Source organism: Corallococcus macrosporus (assembly GCF_017302985.1).
GTDB classification, from domain to species: domain Bacteria; phylum Myxococcota; class Myxococcia; order Myxococcales; family Myxococcaceae; genus Corallococcus; species Corallococcus macrosporus_A.
In genome coordinates this window covers 848,441-868,751 of the sequence record NZ_JAFIMU010000002.1, presented here as the reverse complement: position 1 = coordinate 868,751, position 20,311 = coordinate 848,441, and the positions used below count along the sequence as shown (strand labels likewise).

Sequence of the window (20,311 nt, the reverse complement as noted above, 5' to 3'; positions counted from 1 at the left end):
ATGCCCGAAGGCTACCAGAGCGCTCGCGCCAGCACGATGCCCACCCCTACCAGTCCCTCGCCCGCGATGAGCCCGGCCGCCAGCGTCACGCCCGGCCCCTCCGACGCGGGCCGCCACCTCCGGGCCAGCTCCCACCCCAGCCCTCCCAGGAAGAACCCCAGGCACGTGGAGGCAGGCAGCAGGCACGCCAGCCCCACTCCCACGGCGGACGGCGTCCAGCGGCGGAAGCGCTCCGGCAAGGCCTGCTCGCCCAGCGTGAGGACGGCCGCCGCCAGCGCGGCCCAGGCCATGGCGATCCGCAGGTCCACCGACACCGCGCCCAGCCCCGACGCCAGCACCCGCGCCACGCCCGCCGTCACCGTCGCGGCCGGCGCGGGAAAGCGCTCCGACCCCAGCACGGACGGCTCCGGCACCAGCAGGTAGAACAGCGGCACCACCACCAGCGCCCCGACGACACATCCCACGAGCTGCGCCAGGAACACGCGGCGCGGATTCGCACCCAGCAGGTGCCCCGCCTTCAGGTCCGTGAGCAGATCCGCGGACGAGGACGCCGCGTTGACCGTGATGCCCGCCGTCGCCAGGTTCGCCCGCACATCGCCCGGCAGCAGCACGCCATACGTCAACTGCGTCACCTGCCCCAGCGCGCCCACCGGGCTCACGTCCGTCTCACCCGTGACGCGGCAGGAGATGAGGCACAGCACGAACGACAGCGCCACCGCGAGCAGCGCGTGCGGCACCGGCACGTCGAAGCCCACCCGCGCCAGCGCCACCGTCGCGGGCGTCAGCACCAGCATCCCCGCGACCCACCACTGCCCGGGCACCTGGAGCGCTTCAATCGGATGCGGCGCCTGCCGCGACACGCCGCCCCGGAGCCCACTCAGCGCCCGGCCCCACACGCGCGCCTGGAGCGCGAACTGCAACAGCGACGCGGTGGTGAGCGCCGCCGCGCCCGGCCACAGCGCCCACGCGAGGAAGTCCCCGTCCGGAGCCACCACGCCCGCGGCCATCAGCCGGGGCGCGACGACGCCATGGACGACGAGCGCCCCCAGCAACATGGAGGCAGTGACGCGCACGCCCAGCAGCGCCCCCCCGCCCACCGGCATCAGCCCCGTCTCCAGCGCGAACCCCAGCCGCTCCAGCGAGACCCCGCCCAGCGTCCCGGGAAACGCATACGCATACGGCACGCGCCCGAAGCCATCGCGCGCGAGCGTCAACGCTCCCGCCACCCACCCACCCACGCCCAGCATCCGCAGCCGGGGCCCCGCCTCCTCACCGCCCGCGTGCAGCGCACGAGCCGTCGCCGCCGCCGCCGTCCCGGACGCGAACGGAAGCTGCTCCCGGTCCACCAACTGTCGCTTGAGCGGCACCGCGAACAGGACGCCCAGCGCGGACAGCAGGAACGTCCACGCCAGCAGCGTCACCCCGGGCAGGTGGTGCCCCGTGGTGAGCAGCCACGCACCCTGCACCGACACGAGCGCGCCCCCCGTCGCGTACCCCGCCGACGACGCCACCGTCTGCGCGCAGCCCAGCTCCAGCAGGGACAGCGGCGCGCCCGCGCCCCGGGGACTCAAGCGCCGGAGCGCGCCATGCGTCGCGGACGCGAGCAGCGCGGCGGTGACGGCCACCCCGAACGCCACGCCCGTCTTCAGGCCCGCGTAGAGGTTGGTGGCGCAGGTGAGCACGCCCAGCCCCGCGCCCAGGGCCACCGCTCGCAGCGTGAGCTGGGGCAGCCGGTCGCCCTGGTAGACGTGCCTGAGCCAGTAGGTGTCCACCTCCGCCTGCGTCGCCCCGGGGATGCTCAGCAGCGTCAGCGAGGCGTCGGTGGGGGTGTCCCCTGCGGGGACGGCGCGGGGTGCGGGGGCCGGCATGAGCGGCCCATCCTCCCCGTTCGTCCCCTTCGGCGCCACCACCGCCGTCAGGCCTCACGGCTCGCGCGAGCGCAGCAGGTAGAAGACATAGCCGTAGCTGTCCCCGTGGCGGCGGTACAGGTTCACCTCCTGTTCCGCCGCCGCGATGACCTCGCGCAGCGCCGCGTCCGCTGTGGGGCGCAGCCGCTCGATGCGATGGAGGAGCGGCGTGTAGTAGTCGTCCCACCACGCGGACGCGGGCAGCGTGAAGGTGTCCACCACCGTGAAGCCCGCCGCCTCCGCGGTCGCTCGGTTCTGGGCGACGCTGGCCATGGACGGATACGCGGCGGACCAGAAGCGCACCGCCTCCGGAGGCCGCACGTCCGTGAGCCAGGAGCACTCGGTGACGGCCACCTGTCCTCCGGGCGCGAGCAGCGGCCGCCACTGGCGCAGCCCCTGCCCGAAGCCCACCACGTAGATGGCGCCCTCGGACCAGATGAGGTCGAAGGACGCGGGCGGCAGCGTCAGCGCGGCCATGTCCTCCTGGCGCGTGACGATGGTGTCCGACAGCCCCTGCTCGCGGGCCTCGCGCTCCAGCCGGTCGAGATAGGGCCGGTGCAGGTCCACGGCGGTGACGCGGGTGCCCAGCTCGCGCGCGAGCACCAGCGACTGGCGTCCGGTGCCCGCGCCCAGGTCCAGCACGCGCGGCGAGGGCGGCGGCGGAGCCAGGCGGCGCAGCGCCTCGCGGGTGCAGTCGTCGCTGCCGGGGCCCAGGCGGGGCAGCTCGCTGTAGAGCGTGAAGAAGGCGTTGGCCGTCTGGCGCAACTCGCCCGCGCTGCGCTTCACGTTGCCCTGGAGGAGCGGGACGCGCTTCCAGTGCTCCTCGATGCGCTGCTTGAAGAGCTCCGGCATGGGCAGGTCCGCGCGCAGCGTGGTCCACGCGTCGAGCGCGACCTCCACCGCGCCCGTCACCACCGGGAGCACGTCCTCGTCGCGCAGGCCCAGCTTGCGCGCCAGCCGCTCGAAGCTCTGGAGCGACACGTCCTCGAAGCGCTTGGACTTCGCCAGGTTCAGCGCGAGCTGATCCTGCGGCATGTACTGGATGGTGGAGACGAAGTCGTACGCGGGCGACAGCACGGGGCGCATGCCGTCCGGGTAGTAGAGCGACCAGTTCTTGTGGTGCGCGTCGCCGTTGCCGCACGCGATGATGAACACCAGCCGCCGCAGGAACTCCTGGAGCGCGTCCAGGCCCGCGACCTTGAGCAGCACGTTGGCGATGGTCTCGTAGTTGTACTTCTTGTACTTCTCGTCGGAGTACAGCCCCAGCACCTGCGCCAGGTCCTCCATGTGCACGCGGTGGCCCGGCGACGGGCGGTCGAAGCGGCGGATGGCGTACGCCAGGTCCTCGCGCAGGGTGATGCCCTCGGGCAGGCCGTGCAGGTCGGACACCTTGAGCAGTTGGAGCTCCGGCACGTCGATGCCGGTGGCGCGCGCCCAGGTCATCACGGACAGCTCGTTCTCCGGCACGCGGTCGTAGCGGTTGTCCGGCAGCTTGACGATCCAGTCACCGCCCAGGCCGCCCATGGGCAGCGTCATGCCCCGGTCGCGGCGGAGCATGGAGAACTTGAGCTGCACGCCCGCGAGCGAGAAGCGCAGCGGCTCTCCGTCCGACACGGGCTCCGCGGGGACGTCCACCAGCGGCGCGTCGTGGCCGGCGAGCTCGCCCGCGGGGCGGACGATGACGGCGCCGGAGAGGTCCGCGCCCAGGTGCGCGATGAAGAAGAACTCGCGCTGGCGGGCGATGTGCTGGCGTTCGGAGATGAGGTCGCGCAGCGGCCCTTCGGGCAGCAGGTTGGAGAAGAACGGCGGCAGCCGCATGCGGCTGGTGTGGCGGCGCGACAGGTCGTCCTCGAAGAACTGGCCCAGGACGGGGCGCGGGTAGCGCTGTCGGTAGTCCTCGGAGAGGCTGAACTCGATGCGCTCGTCCGCGAGCAGCGTGAGCGTGCCGACGTGCACGTCCCCGATGAGGACGTCGAGGATGCCGGTGGTGGACACGGGAATCATGGGGTCCATGTCAGTCCTCATCGTCGTCGATGATCATCGACTGGAGCGAAGGCCGGTCGGATTCGTCCCAGCGCGTGCGGGCCTCCATGAACTGGCGCAGGACGGGCTCCAGCACGGCCTGGCGCAAGGACAGGAACGCGCCGTCATCGCGCCGCAGGGACGCCAGCGCCTCCGCCGTGAGCCCGTGGCTGTGGAGCAGTTCCTCGCTGGGAGGCGGCTGTGCTTCGAGCAGTTGCAGGAGGGAGCGTCCCTCCACCGGGGGATGGAAGAGGTAGTTGAAGGTGCCTTCCATGAGGCGCCGGACCGTCCTGCGGTCCTGGGCCCGCTGCGTGCGCCACCGCACGTCATCCGGGAGCAGGAGGAGCTGAAAGCCCTCGCCCTTCTGCTCCAGCAGCTCCGCCGGGTCCAGCACCGCGCCCGTCAGCAGGTGGCGCGGCTGGAGCGACAGCATCGCGATGCGCAGGACCAGCGGAGGCCTCACGGTGGCGTGGGGCATGACCGGCAGGCCCGTCTCCATCCACCAGCGGATGAGCGGAGGCGGCACCTGCGCCAGCAGCGTCTGGAGGGAGCGCTCCTCGTCGGAGCGGATGGCCGCGAAGACCTGAAGGGCTTCCGCGGGCTTCAGCTCCCAGCCGCCAAAGACGATGTGGCGCCAGAACCAGCGGGACAGCAGCTCACGGGAACGCGGTGCCGGTTCGGGGTGCAGTTGGAAGAACCGCGTCAGGAGGACGAGCGAGTTCTCCGGCGCGGGCAGCAGCTTGAGGTGCGGGATGAACGCGTCGCGCTTGAGGAACACGATGGCGTCGCGGAGCGCCCGGTCCGTGCGCCGGACCGTCTCCGTGAGCTCGTCGTCCTGGTTGAGCTGTTCCTGGTAGCCGCGCGTGAAGTCCAGGCCGCGCACGGCGAGCACGGCGCGCAGGAGCAGCGACTCCGGGATGCTGCCGAAGCCCAGCTCCTTGAGCCCCTGGGTCACCGACTCCAGGCTGAGCGAGCGCGAGCCCACGTACAGCGCGTTGAACACCTCTTCGTCCGTGAGCGGGCGGCCGGCGGTGTTGAGGCGCTTGAAGATGATGCGCAGGACCTTCTCGTCCGCGGTGTCCACGACGTACGCGGGCACCTGGTACTCGCGGATGGCCTTGCCCAGGCGGATGGCGGCGCGCAGGTGCTCCGGGTGCGCCTCGCGGTCCGGGTAGCGGTTGAGCCAGTGGAGCAGCGACTCGCTGTCCAGCACCTCGTTCATCGGCAGCCAGTGCGGCGGGGGCGCTCCCTCTTTCGGCGGCGGGTGCAGCTCCTCCGTCTCCAGGTCGAAGTACAGGTGGAAGTCATCGCGGCCGGCGTCGTCCCCATAGGACGGATGCAGCAGCACGCCCGCCAGCGCCGTCACGCGCTGCTGTCCGTCCACGGCCCACAAGCCCTGGCTGGTGGAGGGCGCGTCGATGCGCACGGGGCCGAAGCTGACGTTGGCGGCGGGAGCATCCTTGCGCCAGAACAACAGCGTCCCGATGGGATAGCCCCGGTACACGCTGTCCAGCAGGTCGCGCACGTCGTCCGCGGTCCAGCGCAGGGGGCGCTGGAAGTCGGGGATGCGCACCTCGCCACGCCGCACGCGGTCGAGCAGGTCCTCGATGCTGAACGACTTCGTCTCCGGGCGCCGCGTCAGGGGAGCGGGCATCGCGAGCCTCCTCCCCCGGGTCTGTAACCCGAAGCTCCGGAACCCGCCACCTACACCGTGGGAACACGTCGCTTCGCGGGCAGCAGCACCACCAGCCCCAGCGCCACCAGACCCGTCACGGCGGACAGCACGCGACCGCCCTGCCCCACTGCGTTGACGTCCAGTTGCAGGTCCAGCAGCCCGTTCGCCAGGTTCCATCCCCAGTGCAGCCCCACGGCGCCCCACAGCGAGCCCGTGCGGGCCACCGCCGCCGCGTACGCCAGGCCCGTGCAGAACAACATCAGCCACTCCAGCGGACCGTTGCCCAACCGGTACACGTGCGTCAGCACGAACACGCCCGCGGACATGAACACGTAGCCCGCCCCCTGCCCCGCCACCGGCCAGGCGCGATACCCGAAGCCTCGCGCCACGATGTCCTCCGCCACCGACGGCACGAACGTGGACACGAGGACGCCCAGCACCGCCACCAGCAGCGCCGTCCCCATCAGCGGCTTCTCCAGGGGCTGCGCGCGCAGCACGCCCAAGGACACGCCCACCAGCACGGACACGGGCTTGAGCACCAGCATCACCGCCAGCGCCCTCGCGAGCACGGAGCCCCTCCACTCCAACGCATACGCATGAAATCCATTGCGGTAGCCCAGCCACCGGCCCACGCCCCAAGCCACCGCGTGGAACAGCAGCATCAGCACGGCCGTCGCCGCGAAGCTCCCCAGCAGCCTTCCGCCAATCCCCTCCGGCGCTTCGTAGCAGGCGAACAGCACGGCGAACGCGAGCGCGCAGCGCGGCGCGACACGCGAGGCAAGCGGCGATTCAGGAGGCGCGGAGCTCCTGGTGGAGGCACCTCATAGCGCGGGAACTTTCACCACCGCACAGCCAGCTTTCGCGAGTCCCTGCGTATTGCACCGCGAGTCACCGCGACACCCAACGAGGGGGATTCCCACATGCGCATCACCCATCACGCCCGGGTCATCCGGGCGCTTACGGCCGTGGCCTGCCTTGGCACCGCCTGCCGCCCTGAAGACGCCGCCGAGCCCACTCCGCCCACGCCCGCCCCGCAGGCGCCCGCCATCTCCGGCGTGCGCTCCGCGTGGGTCCGCATCGGTCCCAAGGCCGAGTCCCGTGAGGTGAAGTACGAGGCCGTCAACGGCCTGGCCGTCTTCGAAGGCGACATCATCCTGGGCACCGTGGAGGACGTGGAGCGCGAGTCCCCGAAGGTGAAGGCCCAGGCCGGCAACCGCGTCTCCGCGGAGAGCATCCAGGTCACCGGCAGCAGCAAGCGCTGGCCCAACGGCGTCGTCCCGTACGTGCACGTCTACGGCTCGCTGGACGACAACTACGTCATCAACGACGCCATCCGGCACTGGCAGCGCAAGACGGGCCTGCGCTTCGTGCCCGTCTCCGCCAGCACGCCCTCGTCCACCGACCACGTCTACTTCGTGAAGGGCCAGGGCTGCTCGTCGGCCGTGGGACGCCAGGGCGGCCGGCAGTTCATCACGCTGGAGGGAGCGTGCGGCCTGGGCGCCGTCATCCACGAACTGGGGCACGCCATCGGCTTCTGGCACGAGCAGAGCCGCGAGTTCCGCGACGACTTCGTGGAGATCCTCTGGGACAACATCCTCGACGGCAAGGAGCACAACTTCGAGCAGCACATCAGCGACGGCGACAACTTCGGGCCCTATGACTACGGGTCCATCATGCACTACGGCGCCACGGCGTTCGGGAAGACGGACCCCGCGACGGGCGCGACGCTCCAGACCATCCGCACCAAGGGCGGCCAGTCCATCGGCCAGCGCATCGGACTGAGCGCGGGTGACGTCGCCTCCGCCGCGTCCATGTACCCGGGTGAGATGAAGGGCAACTTCGAGGAGATCACCTCCACCGGCTACGTGAAGGGCTGGACGTTCGACACCGCGTCACCGGAAGTCTCCGTGGGCGTGCACTTCTACATCGACGGGCCGTCCGGCTCCGGAGCGTTCGGTGGCGCCGCGACCGCGAACGTCGCGCGCGGTGACGTCAACAGCGCGTACGACGGCATCCTGGGCAACCACGGGTTCTACTTCCCGGTGCCCGCGTACTACCGCGACGGCCAGAACCACACGATGTACGTCTACGGGCTCGACGTGCAGGGCATCCACAACCCGCTGCTCGCGGGCTCGCCGCGCACCTTCAACCTGCCGGGCGCGTTCGGCACGCTCGACAACGTCGCCGGCGACGGCACGGTGACGGGCTGGGCGCTGGACCTGGACTCGCCCTCGGCGTCCATCACGGTCTACTACTCCATCGACGGCAACCCGGCGTCCGTGGCCAACGTGGTGGCGAACCTCTACCGCGCGGACGTGAAGGCCGCCTACCCCATGGTGTCCGGCGCCAACGGCTTCTCCTTCCGCATCCCGGACGTCTACGTGGACGGGCAGGACCACACGCTGCGCATCTACGCGTTGGATCAGCAGGGCCGCAACAGCCCGCTGCTGGGCAACGCGCCCAAGACGTTCCGGCTGGCCATGCCGTCCGTCTACAAGGCGGGCGTCTTCGCGGGCGCGGGCAGCTCCGACCAGCTCATCGCCATCGACGGGTCGGGTTATGGCCCGCGCGTCGAGGTCTCCGGCTACGTCAACGCGGGCGGGTTCCCCAACTACCACTACCGGGAGAACTGGGGCGCATCGCCCCTGCTGGACGGCTGGCACAACCCCAGCGACATCAAGCTCCAGGGTGACTTCCGGGGCCTGGGCTACGACCAGATGCTCTTCATCAACAACGACGGCATGGGCGGCCGGGTGATGGTCACCGACTTCCGCGACGGCGTGGCCCCCGCCGAGGTGCGCTACCTGGAGTCCTGGGGACAGAACGGCCTGCTCAACGGCTGGCACGACCCGGAGGACACGCAGCTCGCCGGTGACTTCCTGAACCGGGGCCACGACCAGGTGCTGTTCTTCAACCGCTCCGGCACGGGCGGGCGCGTGATGATCAACGACTTCAGCGACGGCGTCGCCCCCGCGGAAACCGGCTACCACGAGTCCTGGAGCATGCCGAACTCCTTCGAGGACTGCTCCGAGCCGGACGACAAGCTCTACGTGGGCGACTTCCAGAACCGGGGCTACGACCAGGTGCTCTGCATCAACCGCTCCGGTGCGGGCGCGCGGGTGAAGATCCTCGACTTCAGCACGGGCGTGGCGCCGGCGCAGGTGCGCTACGTGGAGATGTCCGGAGCCTTCACGCTGTTCGACGGCCTCACGGACGCGGACGACAACCAGGCGGCGGGGGATTTCCGGGGCCTGGGCTATGATCAGCTCCTGCTCGTGAACAACGGCACCACCGGCACGGCCATGCTCATCGCGGACTTCTTCGACGGCGTCGCGCCGGCCGAGGTGCGCTACAGCGAGGCGCAGGGCGTGAGCTACTACCCGACGGTGCTGGCCAACCGGATGCTGGTGGGTGACTTCCGCGGCCTGGGCCACGACCAGGTGCTCTACGGCTCCGCGTGGGACCCCACCTACTACACCACCATCCTGGACTTCTCCGACGGCGTCGCTCCGCCGGAGCGGCTCTTCCAGAAGGTGGAGATGAACTGAAGCCTCGGACGCGATGACACCGGCGGGGCCGCTTCCCTCTCGTTCAGGGCAGCGGCTCCGCGCGGTGCTTGCGCGCGGGGTTCTCCAGCCCCACGCGGAACCAGCGGTAGCCGTAGCCCTCCAGGGTCAGCACGTGGCGCCCGTCATCCGAGGGCCGGGAGTGGCCCTCGCTCAGCACGTTGAAGAGCGTGCACGGCTCCTCGCCGCCCACGTCCAGCTTCACCGTGCAGGGGCGCGACGCCAGGTTGTGCAGCACCACCAGCGCGTTGCCCTTCCAGTCGTACCGGATGGCCAGCACGCCCTTGTTGCCCGTGCGCAGCACCTTCCACGCGCCCCAGCCCAGCTCCGGGCATTCCTTGCGCGCGCGGATGATGCGCTCCGTCCAGTTGAGCTGCGAGGCCGGGTCGCGCCGCTGCTGCGCCACGTTCACGTGCTGGAAGCCGAAGGGCCCGTCCGACACCAGGGGCTTCACCGGGGCCTCCGCCAGCGTGAAGCCGCCGTGCGGCTCCGGGCTCCACTGCATGGGCGTGCGCACCGCCTGCCGCTCCACCAGCGCCAGGTTCTCCCCCATGCCCAATTCGTCGCCGTACCAGAGCACCGGTGTCCCCGGCAGCGAGAACATCAGGCTGTAGGCCACCTCGATGCGGCGGCGGTCCCCGTCCAGCATGGACGCGAACCTGCGGCGCAGCCCGCGGTCATACAGCTGCATGCTCTTGTCCGGCCCCAGCGCCTGGAACACCTCCAGCCGGTCCTCGTCCGACAGGCGCCCCAGGTCCAGCTCGTCGTGGTTGCGCAGGAAGTTCGCCCACTGCGCCGTGTGCGGCAGTTTCGGTGACGACTTCAAGGCCTGCACCAGCGGCGTCACGTCCCCGCGCGTGAGCGCCAGGTAGAAGTTCTGGTTCGCCAGGAAGTTGAACACCATCTGCATGCGGTCGTTTTCACCGAAGAACTCCACCACCTCGTCCATGGTGACGTTGGCTTCCGCGAGCAGGATGGCGTCGCCCTTGCGCCACGACAGGAACTCGCGCATCTCCTCCAGCAGCTTGTACGGGTCCTTCACGTCCGGGTTCTTCACGCCCTTCAGTTCGACGAGGAAGGGCACCGCGTCCACGCGGAAGCCGGACACGCCCAGCTCCAGCCAGAACCCCATGATCTTGAGGATCTGCTCGCGCACCTCCGGGTTCGCGACGTTGAGGTCGGGCTGGTAGTCGAAGAAGCGGTGGAAGTACCAGAGGCGCGCCTCCTTGTCGTACGTCCACGTGGAGGCCTGCACGCCCGGGAAGACCATGCCCTTGTTGGCGTCCTTGGGCTTCTTCTTCGCCCAGACGTAGTAGTCGCGGTAGGGGCTGTCCGGGTCCTTGCGCGCCGCCTGGAACCACGGGTGTTGATCCGACGTGTGGTTCACCACCAGGTCGATGATGACGCGGATGCCGTGCAGCTTCGCCTCGTGGGTGAAGGCCACGAAGTCGCCCAGGTCCCCCAGGCGTGGATCCACGCCGTAGTAGTCGCTGATGTCGTAGCCGTTGTCGCGGTTGGGCGTGGGCTGGAAGGGCAACAGCCACAGACACGTGATGCCCAGGCCCGCCAGGTAGTCCAGCTTGCGCTTGAGGCCCTTGAAGTCCCCCACGCCGTCGCCGTTGCCGTCCATGAAGGTCTCGACGTCGAGGCAGTAGACGACCGCGTTCTTGTACCAGAGGTCTTCAATCATTCTTTCCGTTTAGCCCTCCCTCGCGTGCACCGGCCGTTCGGATGAGACCGCCGTGCGGAACCCCACACCCGGGGGCAGGCGGACTTCGTTCAGCCAACACTCGCGCGAGGACGGGCCTCGCGGCGGGACGGCTCCCGCTCCAGGGTGGCGCCTGCATGCCACTCATCGGGTTCCACGCGTCGCACGAACAGTTCTCCCCCAGTGAACTCCTGCGCCTGTCCCAGAAGGCGGAGGGCGCGGGCTTCCAGGCCGCGCTCAACTCCGACCACTTCCACCCGTGGACGGAGGCGCAGGGGCAGAGCGGCTTCGCCTGGGCGTTCATGGGCGCCGCGCTCGCGACCACGCGGCTGTCCTTCGGCTCCGTCACCGCGCCGGGCCAGCGCTACCACCCGGCCATCGTCGCGCAGGCGCTGGGCACCCTGAACGAGATGTTCCCCGGCCGCGCGTGGATGGCGCTGGGCAGCGGCCAGTACCTCAACGAGGCCATCACCGGCACCGGCTGGCCCGCGAAGGACCTGCGCAACGCGCGCCTGAAGGAGTGCGTGGACATCATGCGCGCCCTCTTCCGCGGCGAGACGGTGACACACCGGGGCCTCGTCACGGTGGAGGAGGCCAGGCTCTACACGCGCCCCAGGGACATGCCCCTGCTGGTGGGTGCCGCCGTCACGCCGAAGACGGCCGAGTGGGTGGGGAGCTGGGCGGACGGCCTCATCACCACCGCACGGCCCCCGGAAGAGCTGCGGAAGGTGGTGGACGCGTTCCGCAAGGGCGGCGGCGAGGGCAAGCCGATGTTCCTCAAGGTGCAGCTGTCGTACTCGAAGGACGACGAGCTGGCCCGCGAGGGCGCCTACAACCAGTGGGCGTCCAACATCTTCTCCAACAGCGTCCTCACGGACCTGCGCACGCCCGCGCAGTTCGCGGAGGCCGCGAGCGTGGTGCAGCCGCATGACCTGGACGGCCCGCTGCGCGTCTCCAGCAGCCTCCAGCAGCACGTGGACTGGCTGGGCGAGGACCTGCGCCTGGGCTTCGACCGGCTGTACCTGCACAACGTCAACCGCGACCAGGACGCGTTCATCGACGCGTTCGGCGCGAAGGTGATTCCCGCCCTCACGCGCTGAAGGCCGCTGGCTATGCTGGGCCCATGCCCAGCGACGTCCTGTCCACGCAAGCCCTCAACCGAGCCACGCTCGCGCGCCAGCTCCTGCTCACGCGCGAGAAGCTGACGGTGCCCCGCGCCATCGAGCACCTGGTGGGGCTGCAAGCCCAGCTCGCGCGCCCGCCGTACCTGGCCCTGTGGTCCCGGCTCCAGGGCTTCCAGCGCGAGCAGCTCACGAAGCTGGCGCTGAAGCGGGAGCTGGCGCGCGGCACGATGATGCGCGGCACGCTGCACCTGATGACCGCGAAGGATTACCTGCGCTACCGGGGCCTCTTCCAGCCCCTGCTCAACGCGGCCATGGGCTCCGTGCTGAAGGAGCGCGCCACGGCGCTGGACCTGCCCGCGCTGCTGGCCACCGCGAAGCCCTTTCTTGAAGAGCAGCCCCGCACCTTCGAGGAGGTACGCGCGCACCTGCTGAAGCACCACGTGGGCGGCGACGAGCGGGCCATGGGCTTCGCCGCGCGGATGATGCTGCCGCTCGTCCAGGTCCCCGAGGAGGGGCAGGAGTGGGGCTGGCCCGGGAGTTCCGGCTTCACGCTGGCGGAGTCCTGGCTAGGCGAGAAGCTGTCCACGGACGAGGACCCTTCCCCGCTGGTGCTGCGCTACCTGGCGGCGTTCGGTCCCGCCACGGTGGCGGACATGCAGTCCTGGTCCGGCATCAAGCCGCTGAAGGACGCGTTCGAGAAGGTGCGAGGCAAGCTGGTGGAGTTCCGCGACGAGAAGAAGCGCGTCCTCTTCGACTTGCCCAAGGCTCCGCGCCCGGCCGAGGACACGCCCGCGCCGGTGCGCTTCCTGCCGGACTTCGACAACCTCATCCTGTCGCACGCGGACCGGACCCGCGTCGTCCCCGAGGAGCACCGCGAGAAGCTGTCCACGAAGAACCTGCGCGTGCTGAACGTGTACCTGGTGGACGGCTACGTCGCGGGCTCCTGGAGCACCGAGCGAAAGAAGGGCGCCGCGACGCTGGTGTGCAAGCCCTTCGAGCCCGTGAAGAAGGCCGCGAAGGAGTCGCTGGTGCAGGAGGGAGAAGCCCTCCTGCGCTTCAGCGACCCGGAGGCCACGAAGGTCGCGGTGGCGTTCGCGAAGTAGCAGCCCAACCCAGGAGTCGTCCCCATGAAGAAGGTCATCTTCGCCTGTGTGCACAACGCCGGCCGCTCCCAGATGGCGGCGGCCTTCTTCAACGCCCTGGCGGACCCGACGCGCGCGCATGCCGTTTCCGCCGGGACACAGCCCGGCTCCCGAGTGCACCCCGAAGTCCAGGCCGTCATGGCGGAGGTGGGCATCGACCTGTCGGAGGCCAGACCCCAGCTCCTCACGGAGGAGCTCGCCCGGGATGCCCAGTGGCTCATCACCATGGGATGTGGTGATGCCTGCCCCTTCGTGCCTGGCTTGAAGCGGGGTGACTGGCCTCTGGAGGACCCCAAGGGCAAGCCCCTGGAGCGCGTGCGAGAGATCCGGGACGACGTGCGCTCGCGGGTATTGGACCTTCTGCTACGAGAGGCATGGGCTCGATGACTTCCACGATGCGTGCCGCTGGCCCAGAGCGACTCGTTGTCGCTTGTGCCGCACTGCTCTTCTTCCTCACGGCATGCGCTACGACGCCTGCGCCGACGTCGCGGCCTCCCCGGGTCGCCAACCTCCAGCGAGCGGCGGCGCTGCCCTGGAAAGACGGCGGCCGGTGTGTTGTTCGCGAGGCTTCCCAGCCCTGGCCGGTGCTGGTGGAGCGGTGCTATCGGGCCCTCGACCACGAGCGGATCGAGTTCCACGACACCACGGGAAGTTGCACGGTCGCGTCCGCGGATGCCGCGACGGTGGGACTCGGGTTCTGCGTGCTGGCGGCTCCTGAAATCGCCGTGGGCGCCGTGATCGTCCTGGGCGTGGTGGTGGTCGCCGTCGCCATCAAGGAAGAACTGGATGCCTACGAGCTACGCCACCACTACCCCGAGGAAGCAGGAGTCACGCGAGGAACGAAGGTTGCAACTCGCGAGGCTGTAGAGGAGTGAAAGCCCAAGCTGAAACCAGAGCCAGAGGGACAGGACTGGCAACCCCCGTTGCCCCCCGTGTCCGCGAGCCGGACCGGCCGCGCCAGCTGCGAACCTGTTCCTGTTCCCCATGCGGGCGAGGACGACGCACACAACAAGTGCGCTGACAGGTTTCCGCACAACCGGTATCCCGGAATGGACGTGCTCGTCGACGGAGTACGGTTCGACGCGCTGCAAGTGGGCGTGCGCGTACTGTGGGAGATCAAGACCCACCGATTCGACACATACAACGGGTTCATCCAGGATCAGGAGATTGAGAAGGAATTGGTCCAAATCGCAAAGGAGCGAGGAGCCGCAGCGGCCTGTGGATATCGCTTCGTCGTTGGCGTGAGTACCGAGGCACACAAAGAAGCGCTGGAAGCCGCGGATCCCACGCTCGAAGTCGTCGTTACGGGGTGCACGCGATGAACAGGCGCAGAACCCTCACCCTCACGGTCTATGCGCCTGCGCTCTCGGATGACGACGGCCGTACGATCGCTGTCGTCCGTGGAATGGAACAGGCGCTCTCCGGCCTACGCTTGGAGTGGCGCCTCGCGGAAGGCGGGCGCCCCGTTGCGTTGCCGCAGCGAGACGTGTGGCTCACCGAGCGGACCGAGGACGGGGGATTCCCCATGGTGTGCAACGGAGACGAGCGCTACCCCGTGACAGTGAATGGCAGGGGACGGTCCGGACTCTTCAGCCCAGGTGGCCAACCCCAGCTCGAAGTGCATGCGGGACTGCCGTTGGACGAGCCGGTGATCGCGGCAGCGGCGGAGTTACTCGAGGCCATGGCGGAAGGAGCGCGGTCGTTCTGGGGACACGCGTCGCCGTATGGCTACGGCTCGGAAGTCGCGCGGCAGTTCCGCCGCGCGCCGCATGGACCGGAGCGCTCCCCCCGAGGGCTTCCCATGCTCGACCTTCCAGAGAAGAGCCCCAGGCCCGAGACGCCCTACTTCCTGGGCTGGCTCAACTACTGGTCAGCCGCGGCCGCGAAGGCCATCGGGTTCCCGGACCCGGGCCGTGACGCCGAGCTGCTTTCACGGGCGCGGCGCACGGCATCGGGCGGGTGGGTCGTGCAGCTCACGCAGACGCCGCTCGACCTGGACGACCCGGCCCACCTGGAAGCGCTCAAGCAGGCCTACGAGCGCTTCCCGGAAATCGGTGGACGCGCGAAGTGATGCGCCAGCTCATGCGAAGAGCTGGAGCAGGTCCTCGCGGGTGATGGCGGCGGCGCCCGCGGCTTCGCTGAGCGCGGCTTCGAACAGGGCCCGCTTCTTCTCCTGGAGGCCCAGGATCTTCTCCTCCACCGTGCCTTGCGACACCAGCCGGTAGACCATCACCGGCCGCTCCTGCCCGATGCGGTGCGCGCGGTCCGCGGCCTGCGCCTCCACCGCCGGGTTCCACCACGGATCCATCAGGAACACGTGGTCCGCCGCCGTGAGGTTCAGGCCCGTGCCTCCGGCCTTCAGCGACATGAGCAACACCGGCGCGCCGTCCTGGCCCTGGAAACGGGCCGTCACCTCGCCCCGGTTCGCCGTCGCGCCATCCAGCCGCTCGAAGCCGATGCCCGCCTCCTTGAGCCCCGGCTCGATGAGGTCCAAGAGCGACGTCCACTGCGAGAACACCAGCGCCTTGTGGCCCTCCGACACCGCCGTCTCCAGCGCGTCCACCAGCGTCTGCACCTTGGAGGACGTCTTCGCGTGCTGCCCCGGCACCAGCGCCGAGTGACAGGCCGCCTGCCGCAGCCGGAGCAGCGCCTCCAGCGCCTTGAGCACGCTGCCGCCCTCGTTGAGCAGCGCCACCACCTCCGCGCGCGTCGCGGCCATCACCGCGTCGTAGACGGAGCGCTCGCGCTCATCCAGCTGCACGTGCATCACGGAGTCCGTGCGCGGCGGCAGCTCCGGGGCCACGTCCCGCTTGAGACGCCGCAGGATGAACGGACGGATACGGCGGCGCAGGCCTTCCGCCGCGCCGGGCTTGCCGTCCGAGATGGGCTGCGCCGTCTTCTCCTCGAACTGGCGGCGGCCACCCAGCAGGCCCGGGTTGGTGAAGTGCATCAGGCTCCAGAGCTCATCCAGGCGGTTCTCCAGCGGCGTGCCGCTGAGCGCGAGCCGCAGGTTCGCCTTGAGCCCGAACGCCGCGCGCGACACCTGGCTCTCCGGGTTCTTGATGGCCTGCGCCTCGTCCAGCACCACCGCCTCCCACGTGGGCGCGCCCAGCACCGGCGCATCCAGGCGCAACAGCGCATACGTGGTGAGCGTGATGTCCGCCGCGGGGTCCAGCTTGCGGCCGGGGCCGTGGTACACGCAGACCTTCAACGACGGCCGGAAGCGCTGCAGCTCCGCCACCCAGTTGGGCAGCACGCTCGTGGGGCACACCACCAGCGATTTGGGGCCCAGGATGCAGATGGTCTGGAGCGTCTTTCCCAGACCCATGTCGTCCGCGAGGATGCCGCCCAGCCCCGCGCCCTTGAGGAACGACAGCCAGCTCACGCCCTGCTGCTGGTACGCGCGCAGCGTGGCGTTGAGCTCCGCGGGCAGCACCGGCGGCGGCAGCTTCTCGAAGCCCTCGACCAGCGGGGCCAGCCTGTCCAGGCCCGGAGGCGGCGGCTGATCCAACGACTCACACAGCTGCGTCAGCTCCGGCAGCGCGTGGTTCGCGACACGGCCGTCCTCCTGACGCGCGGCCAGCAGGTCCGCGACGCGCTGCCCGTTCTTGTCCAGCCACGCGCGCGGCAGCGGCGCCCAGCCGCCCCCTTCCAGCGGCACCAGCCCCAGCCCTTCCGTCCACGCCCGCACCACCGCGGCCGCGTCCACCGTGCGCGCGCCGCCCTTGCCGCCCTCCACCTCGAACTCCAGCGTGAAGCGCACCTCCGGCACGCCCGCGCCGGACGCGCCGCCCTCCACGCGCAGCGACGGCTTGAGGCGCATGTCCGGGCTGACGATGCCCGCCGCGTCGCCGCCCAGGTCGCCCCGGAACTTCCGCAGCTTGTCCGCGAAGCGCATCATCTCCGGGCCCTGCACCGTCAGCCGGCGGCCGGGCACCAGGTTCAGCTCATCGCGCAGCTGGTGGAGCAGCTTCTGCTCCGCGGCCTCGTCGCGCAGCGGCACCGCGCCGCGCAGGTACACCATGCGCCCGTTGTCGATGCGCACCGACGGCGGCGCGCCGTACACCAGCGTGGGCAGCACCGACAGGCCCTGGGTGAGCTGGTTCAGCTCCAGCAGGATGCGCGGCTTCAGGTCGCGGTCCAGCGGCGGCAGGCGGCGGCTCTTCATGTCCACCGGCATGCGCCGCGCCAGCTCCGGCAAAATCTTCGCGGACAGCTCGCCCAGTTGCTCGGGCGAATAGGTGCGCACCAGCGGCAGGTGCTGGAGCCACGCGCCCGTCATCGCCGTCTCGCCCAGGCGCACCAGCGACTCCGCCGTCAGCGCGACGCCGGGGCTCACCACCTCCGTGATGCGTGGGTCGCGCGTGATGGTGATGACCCACTGCTGGCCCCGGTCCTCCACCTTCGCGCGCGGAGGCAGCACCTCGCTGGACACCGCCACCGGCCGGCCGTCCAGCAGCACGTTGCGCGCGGGCTCCAGCGCCCGCAGCAGCGCGTCCAGCTTCTCCGCCAGCAGCGGCCCCCGGGTGCGCCGCTCCAGGAGGCGCTCCATCACCAGGTCCACCTGCTCCACCTGCAGCGTGACGCCGGCCTGGGGCTTCGCGAGGCGCCCGGTGAGGTCCTCCAGCGGCTCCTCCGTGCCGTCCGCGTGCGCGAGGACGCGGTGCAGCTGCAGCCCGCCCTCCACGCGCGTGAAGCGGTACACGACGCGCGACCAGCGCTCCGCCACCGCCTCCAGCGGCGCGTCCTGCTTCTCCGCCTTGTCCAGGGAGATGGCCCCCGCGACCACGTGCTCGCACGGGTCCACCGGGCTGGGGCAGTCGCACTCCCACGCCTCGTCGCCCGGGTAGAGGACGACGGTGAAGGCCACCGCCCGGCCCGCCACCTTCACGCGCAGCTCGATTTCGGAGGCCGTGCGCGACTGGAGCGCCACCGCGCCATCGCGCGCGAGGCTGACGCCCCTGGACCAGAGTCCCGGTTTGGCTTCTTTGCGGACGGCTTCGAGGAGCTGGGTGTTCTCGGACATGGCGGGGACGGCTTCCCTACGCCCCGCCACGCCCTTGCGCAACGTCGGATGCGCTGTGTCCGACGGCCAGGCTACTCGTCGTCGTAGGACGGCTCGAAGAGGTACGTGAGCTTCACCAGGAACTCCCGGCTGAACACCGGCAGGGGCGCGTGGCCGCCGCTGTACGGCTGGGCCACCCGGAAGTCGCTGCCCAGCAGGTTGTAGACGCCCGCGCCAATCTCCAGTCCCTTCGTCCCCACGTTCTCCGCGCGCACGAAGAGGTTGAGCAGCAGCCGGGGGGCCAGCGTCTGGACCTCCGAGTTGCCCTCCTCGTCCGGCGCGCCCACGGCGAAGCGCTGGCCCACCAGCACGGCGGTGGGGCTGACGGACAGCCACGGCAGCACCTTCGCCGTGCCCGTCAGCGTCGCCTTGTGCGTGGGCAGGCCGGTGAAGGCCTTGGGCTCGCCAGGGACCAGGTAGTCCTCCACGTCGTTGCGGCCGCCCGGCCGGTAGAAGGAATAGCCCACCTGCGCGCGGCCCCACGGCCCGCGCAGCCGGTAGTCCAGCTCGATGCCCCGGCTGCCCAGGCGGCCCAGGTTGCGGTACGCCTCCGAGCCCGTGTCCGCGTCGTACGAGTAGATGATGGGGTCCGTGACGCCCACGTCGAAGGCGTTGGCGCTGAACGTCTGGCCCTCGCCCAGGCGCACCGTGGCCTCCAGCTCGTACACCGTGGTGCGCTCCGGCCGGACGTCGTCACCCAGGGAGATGTTCTCGATGCCCGGCGCGCGGAAGGCGCGGCTGTAGAGGGCCTTGCCGCTCACCGGCCCGAAGGACTTGAGCAGCACCAGGCGCGGCACGAACGAGCTGCCGAAGAAGCTGTGGTCCTCGAAGCGCGCGCCCGCCACCACCGTCGCGATGGGGTTGTCCGAGTACGCCTCCACGAAGCCCGCGACGTTGCGGTAGGAGACGGTGTCCTCGTCGCCGTTGAAGGGCTCCTGAAGGCCGATGCCCGCGGGCCCCCGCAGCTGGCCCTGGTCGAACGCCAGGTCCACGCCGCCCGTGAGCTGGAGGAAGTCGAACGCCGCCCAGCGCGCCAGCGCCCGGCCCCGGATGCGGCGGTAGCGCTTGTCGTAGAAGAACTCCGAGTCCGGGTCCGAGTCCCGGTACGACTCGCCCAGCGTGAGGTTCAGCCGGGGGATGATTTCAATGCGGTCCGTGGGCCGGAAGCGGTCGCTCAGCTCGGCGTGGAAGGACTCGAAGTCGGTGTCCGCGGGCGCGGGCAGCACCTCGTCCACGGAGACCACCGAGGACGTGTCCTGGCGCTGGTACAGCACGCTCAGCTGAAGGTCGCGGAAGCCCACGCCGGCCTGCACCACCGTGGGGTCCATGCGCGACGCGCCGTTCATGCTCGCGGAGCCGCCGTAGAAGTCCTCGAAGACGGCGTCGCTGCGCTGCCCCTGCCCCAGCGACGCGGAGGCGAAGGCGCTCAGGCCCGGCACGCTCTCGAAGACCTTGCGCCCGGACAGCGTGAGGCTGCGGCGGCCCAGGCCGTGCGACAGCTGCCCGTAGGTGCCCACCGCCAGCGCGTCCGTGCTGCCCTGGATGCCGCGGGTGATGACGTTGATGACGGCCAGCTCCGCGTTGCCGCCGTAGATGACGGAGCCGGGGCCGCGCACGACCTCGATGCGTTCAATCAGCTCCACCGGGAACTCGTGCCCCAGTTGCATCGTGGAGTAGAGCTGCTCGTTGATCTCCTTGCCGTCGATGATGAGCAGCACCTTGCCTTCCTGGCCCCACAGGCCCCGGAAGCCCGGCCCCACCGTGCCCTGCACGTCCACGCCGAAGAAGAAGCCGGGCACGTTGAGCAGCACGTCCATCAGGTCGCGCGCGCCGGAGGCACGGATTTCATCCGCGGTGATGGCCGTCACCACGGCCGGCGAGTCGTGCAGCTTCGTGATGGCGAAGGACGCCACCTGGCTGTGCACCTCCGGCTCGTCCTCCAGCTGGGCCTCGCGCTGCTCGTCCACGGAGGGCGTCTCCGGCGGTCCGGGATCCAGCGTGGGCTCCGTCTGCGCGAAGCCCGTGCCCGCGCCCAGCAGCGCAAGCCATACACACACACGTCGCCCGTGTCTGGTGAAACCCATACGAAACAACCTTCTCGA

12 protein-coding genes and 1 pseudogene are annotated in these 20,311 nt (G+C 70.3%); 6 read left to right on the top strand and 7 right to left on the bottom strand.

Annotation, left to right across the window (positions count from 1 at the left end; translation table 11 throughout):
- Positions 1–11: 11 nt before the first annotated feature.
- The 4 genes from JYK02_RS03950 to JYK02_RS03935 are packed head-to-tail and all read right to left on the bottom strand — an operon-like array spanning position 12 to position 6,344.
- Positions 12–1,868, bottom strand: a complete 1,857-nt coding sequence (locus JYK02_RS03950) for an OPT family oligopeptide transporter (protein WP_207048498.1) — start codon at positions 1,866–1,868, stop codon at positions 12–14.
- A 54-nt stretch (positions 1,869–1,922) separates the two neighbouring features.
- A complete protein-coding gene (locus JYK02_RS39465; RefSeq protein ID WP_242588314.1) occupies positions 1,923–3,920 on the bottom strand; it encodes a HipA domain-containing protein in 1,998 nt (665 codons plus the stop codon).
- Between the two features lies 1 nt (position 3,921).
- A complete protein-coding gene (locus JYK02_RS03940; protein WP_207048497.1) occupies positions 3,922–5,583 on the bottom strand; it encodes a DUF262 domain-containing protein in 1,662 nt (553 codons plus the stop codon).
- A 50-nt stretch (positions 5,584–5,633) separates the two neighbouring features.
- Positions 5,634–6,344, bottom strand: coding sequence for a CPBP family glutamic-type intramembrane protease (locus JYK02_RS03935; RefSeq protein WP_207048496.1), 711 nt, complete (start codon positions 6,342–6,344; stop codon positions 5,634–5,636).
- A 180-nt stretch (positions 6,345–6,524) separates the two neighbouring features.
- On the opposite strand from JYK02_RS03935, the gene JYK02_RS03930 reads away from it, so the two are divergent.
- On the top strand, positions 6,525–9,152 hold the full coding sequence (locus JYK02_RS03930; RefSeq protein ID WP_207048495.1) for a M12 family metallopeptidase: 2,628 nt from the start codon (positions 6,525–6,527) through the stop codon (positions 9,150–9,152).
- A gap of 43 nt (positions 9,153–9,195) precedes the next feature.
- Here JYK02_RS03930 and JYK02_RS03925 read toward each other — a convergent pair whose 3' ends face one another.
- Entirely contained in the window at positions 9,196–10,860 is a 1,665-nt protein-coding gene (locus tag JYK02_RS03925) for an alpha-amylase family protein (RefSeq protein WP_207048494.1), read from the bottom strand.
- A 155-nt stretch (positions 10,861–11,015) separates the two neighbouring features.
- On the opposite strand from JYK02_RS03925, the gene JYK02_RS03920 reads away from it, so the two are divergent.
- The 5 genes and pseudogenes from JYK02_RS03920 (at position 11,016) to JYK02_RS03900 (ending at position 15,215) form a co-directional block, all read left to right on the top strand.
- Positions 11,016–11,978, top strand: a complete 963-nt coding sequence (locus JYK02_RS03920) for a TIGR03885 family FMN-dependent LLM class oxidoreductase (protein ID WP_207048493.1) — start codon at positions 11,016–11,018, stop codon at positions 11,976–11,978.
- Positions 11,979–12,001: 23 nt separating this feature from the next.
- A complete protein-coding gene (locus JYK02_RS03915; protein WP_207048492.1) occupies positions 12,002–13,105 on the top strand; it encodes a winged helix DNA-binding domain-containing protein in 1,104 nt (367 codons plus the stop codon).
- A 24-nt stretch (positions 13,106–13,129) separates the two neighbouring features.
- Positions 13,130–13,531 carry an arsenate reductase ArsC gene (locus tag JYK02_RS03910; RefSeq protein ID WP_207048491.1) on the top strand — a complete coding sequence of 134 codons (402 nt, stop codon included), beginning with the start codon at positions 13,130–13,132 and terminating at the stop codon, positions 13,529–13,531.
- A gap of 8 nt (positions 13,532–13,539) precedes the next feature.
- A pseudogene (locus JYK02_RS03905) lies at positions 13,540–14,466 on the top strand (DUF6310 domain-containing protein).
- A complete protein-coding gene (locus JYK02_RS03900; protein WP_207048677.1) occupies positions 14,463–15,215 on the top strand; it encodes a DUF5953 family protein in 753 nt (250 codons plus the stop codon). The pseudogene JYK02_RS03905 and the gene JYK02_RS03900 overlap by 4 nt, the downstream one beginning before the upstream one ends.
- 9 nt (positions 15,216–15,224) lie before the next feature.
- Here the strand turns inward: JYK02_RS03900 and JYK02_RS03895 are convergent, their stop codons facing one another.
- Both JYK02_RS03895 and JYK02_RS03890 read right to left on the bottom strand, forming a co-directional pair.
- On the bottom strand, positions 15,225–18,170 hold the full coding sequence (locus JYK02_RS03895) for a DEAD/DEAH box helicase (protein ID WP_207048490.1): 2,946 nt from the start codon (positions 18,168–18,170) through the stop codon (positions 15,225–15,227).
- Positions 18,171–18,241: 71 nt separating this feature from the next.
- Entirely contained in the window at positions 18,242–20,266 is a 2,025-nt protein-coding gene (locus JYK02_RS03890; RefSeq protein ID WP_347402419.1) for a TonB-dependent receptor plug domain-containing protein, read from the bottom strand.
- Positions 20,267–20,311 lie beyond the last annotated feature (45 nt).

Excerpts from the sequence above, each read along its gene's own strand:
- JYK02_RS03950 (WP_207048498.1), bottom strand. The coding sequence starts at position 1,868 with ATGCCGGCCCCCGCACCCCGCGCCGTCCCCGCAGGGGACACCCCCACC.
- JYK02_RS39465 (WP_242588314.1), bottom strand. The coding sequence starts at position 3,920 with ATGGACCCCATGATTCCCGTGTCCACCACCGGCATCCTCGACGTCCTC.
- JYK02_RS03940 (WP_207048497.1), bottom strand. The coding sequence starts at position 5,583 with ATGCCCGCTCCCCTGACGCGGCGCCCGGAGACGAAGTCGTTCAGCATC.
- JYK02_RS03930 (WP_207048495.1), top strand. The coding sequence starts at position 6,525 with ATGCGCATCACCCATCACGCCCGGGTCATCCGGGCGCTTACGGCCGTG.
- JYK02_RS03925 (WP_207048494.1), bottom strand. The coding sequence starts at position 10,860 with ATGATTGAAGACCTCTGGTACAAGAACGCGGTCGTCTACTGCCTCGAC.
- JYK02_RS03920 (WP_207048493.1), top strand. The coding sequence starts at position 11,016 with ATGCCACTCATCGGGTTCCACGCGTCGCACGAACAGTTCTCCCCCAGT.
- JYK02_RS03915 (WP_207048492.1), top strand. The coding sequence starts at position 12,002 with ATGCCCAGCGACGTCCTGTCCACGCAAGCCCTCAACCGAGCCACGCTC.
- JYK02_RS03910 (WP_207048491.1), top strand. The coding sequence starts at position 13,130 with ATGAAGAAGGTCATCTTCGCCTGTGTGCACAACGCCGGCCGCTCCCAG.
- JYK02_RS03900 (WP_207048677.1), top strand. The coding sequence starts at position 14,463 with ATGAACAGGCGCAGAACCCTCACCCTCACGGTCTATGCGCCTGCGCTC.
- JYK02_RS03895 (WP_207048490.1), bottom strand. The coding sequence starts at position 18,170 with ATGTCCGAGAACACCCAGCTCCTCGAAGCCGTCCGCAAAGAAGCCAAA.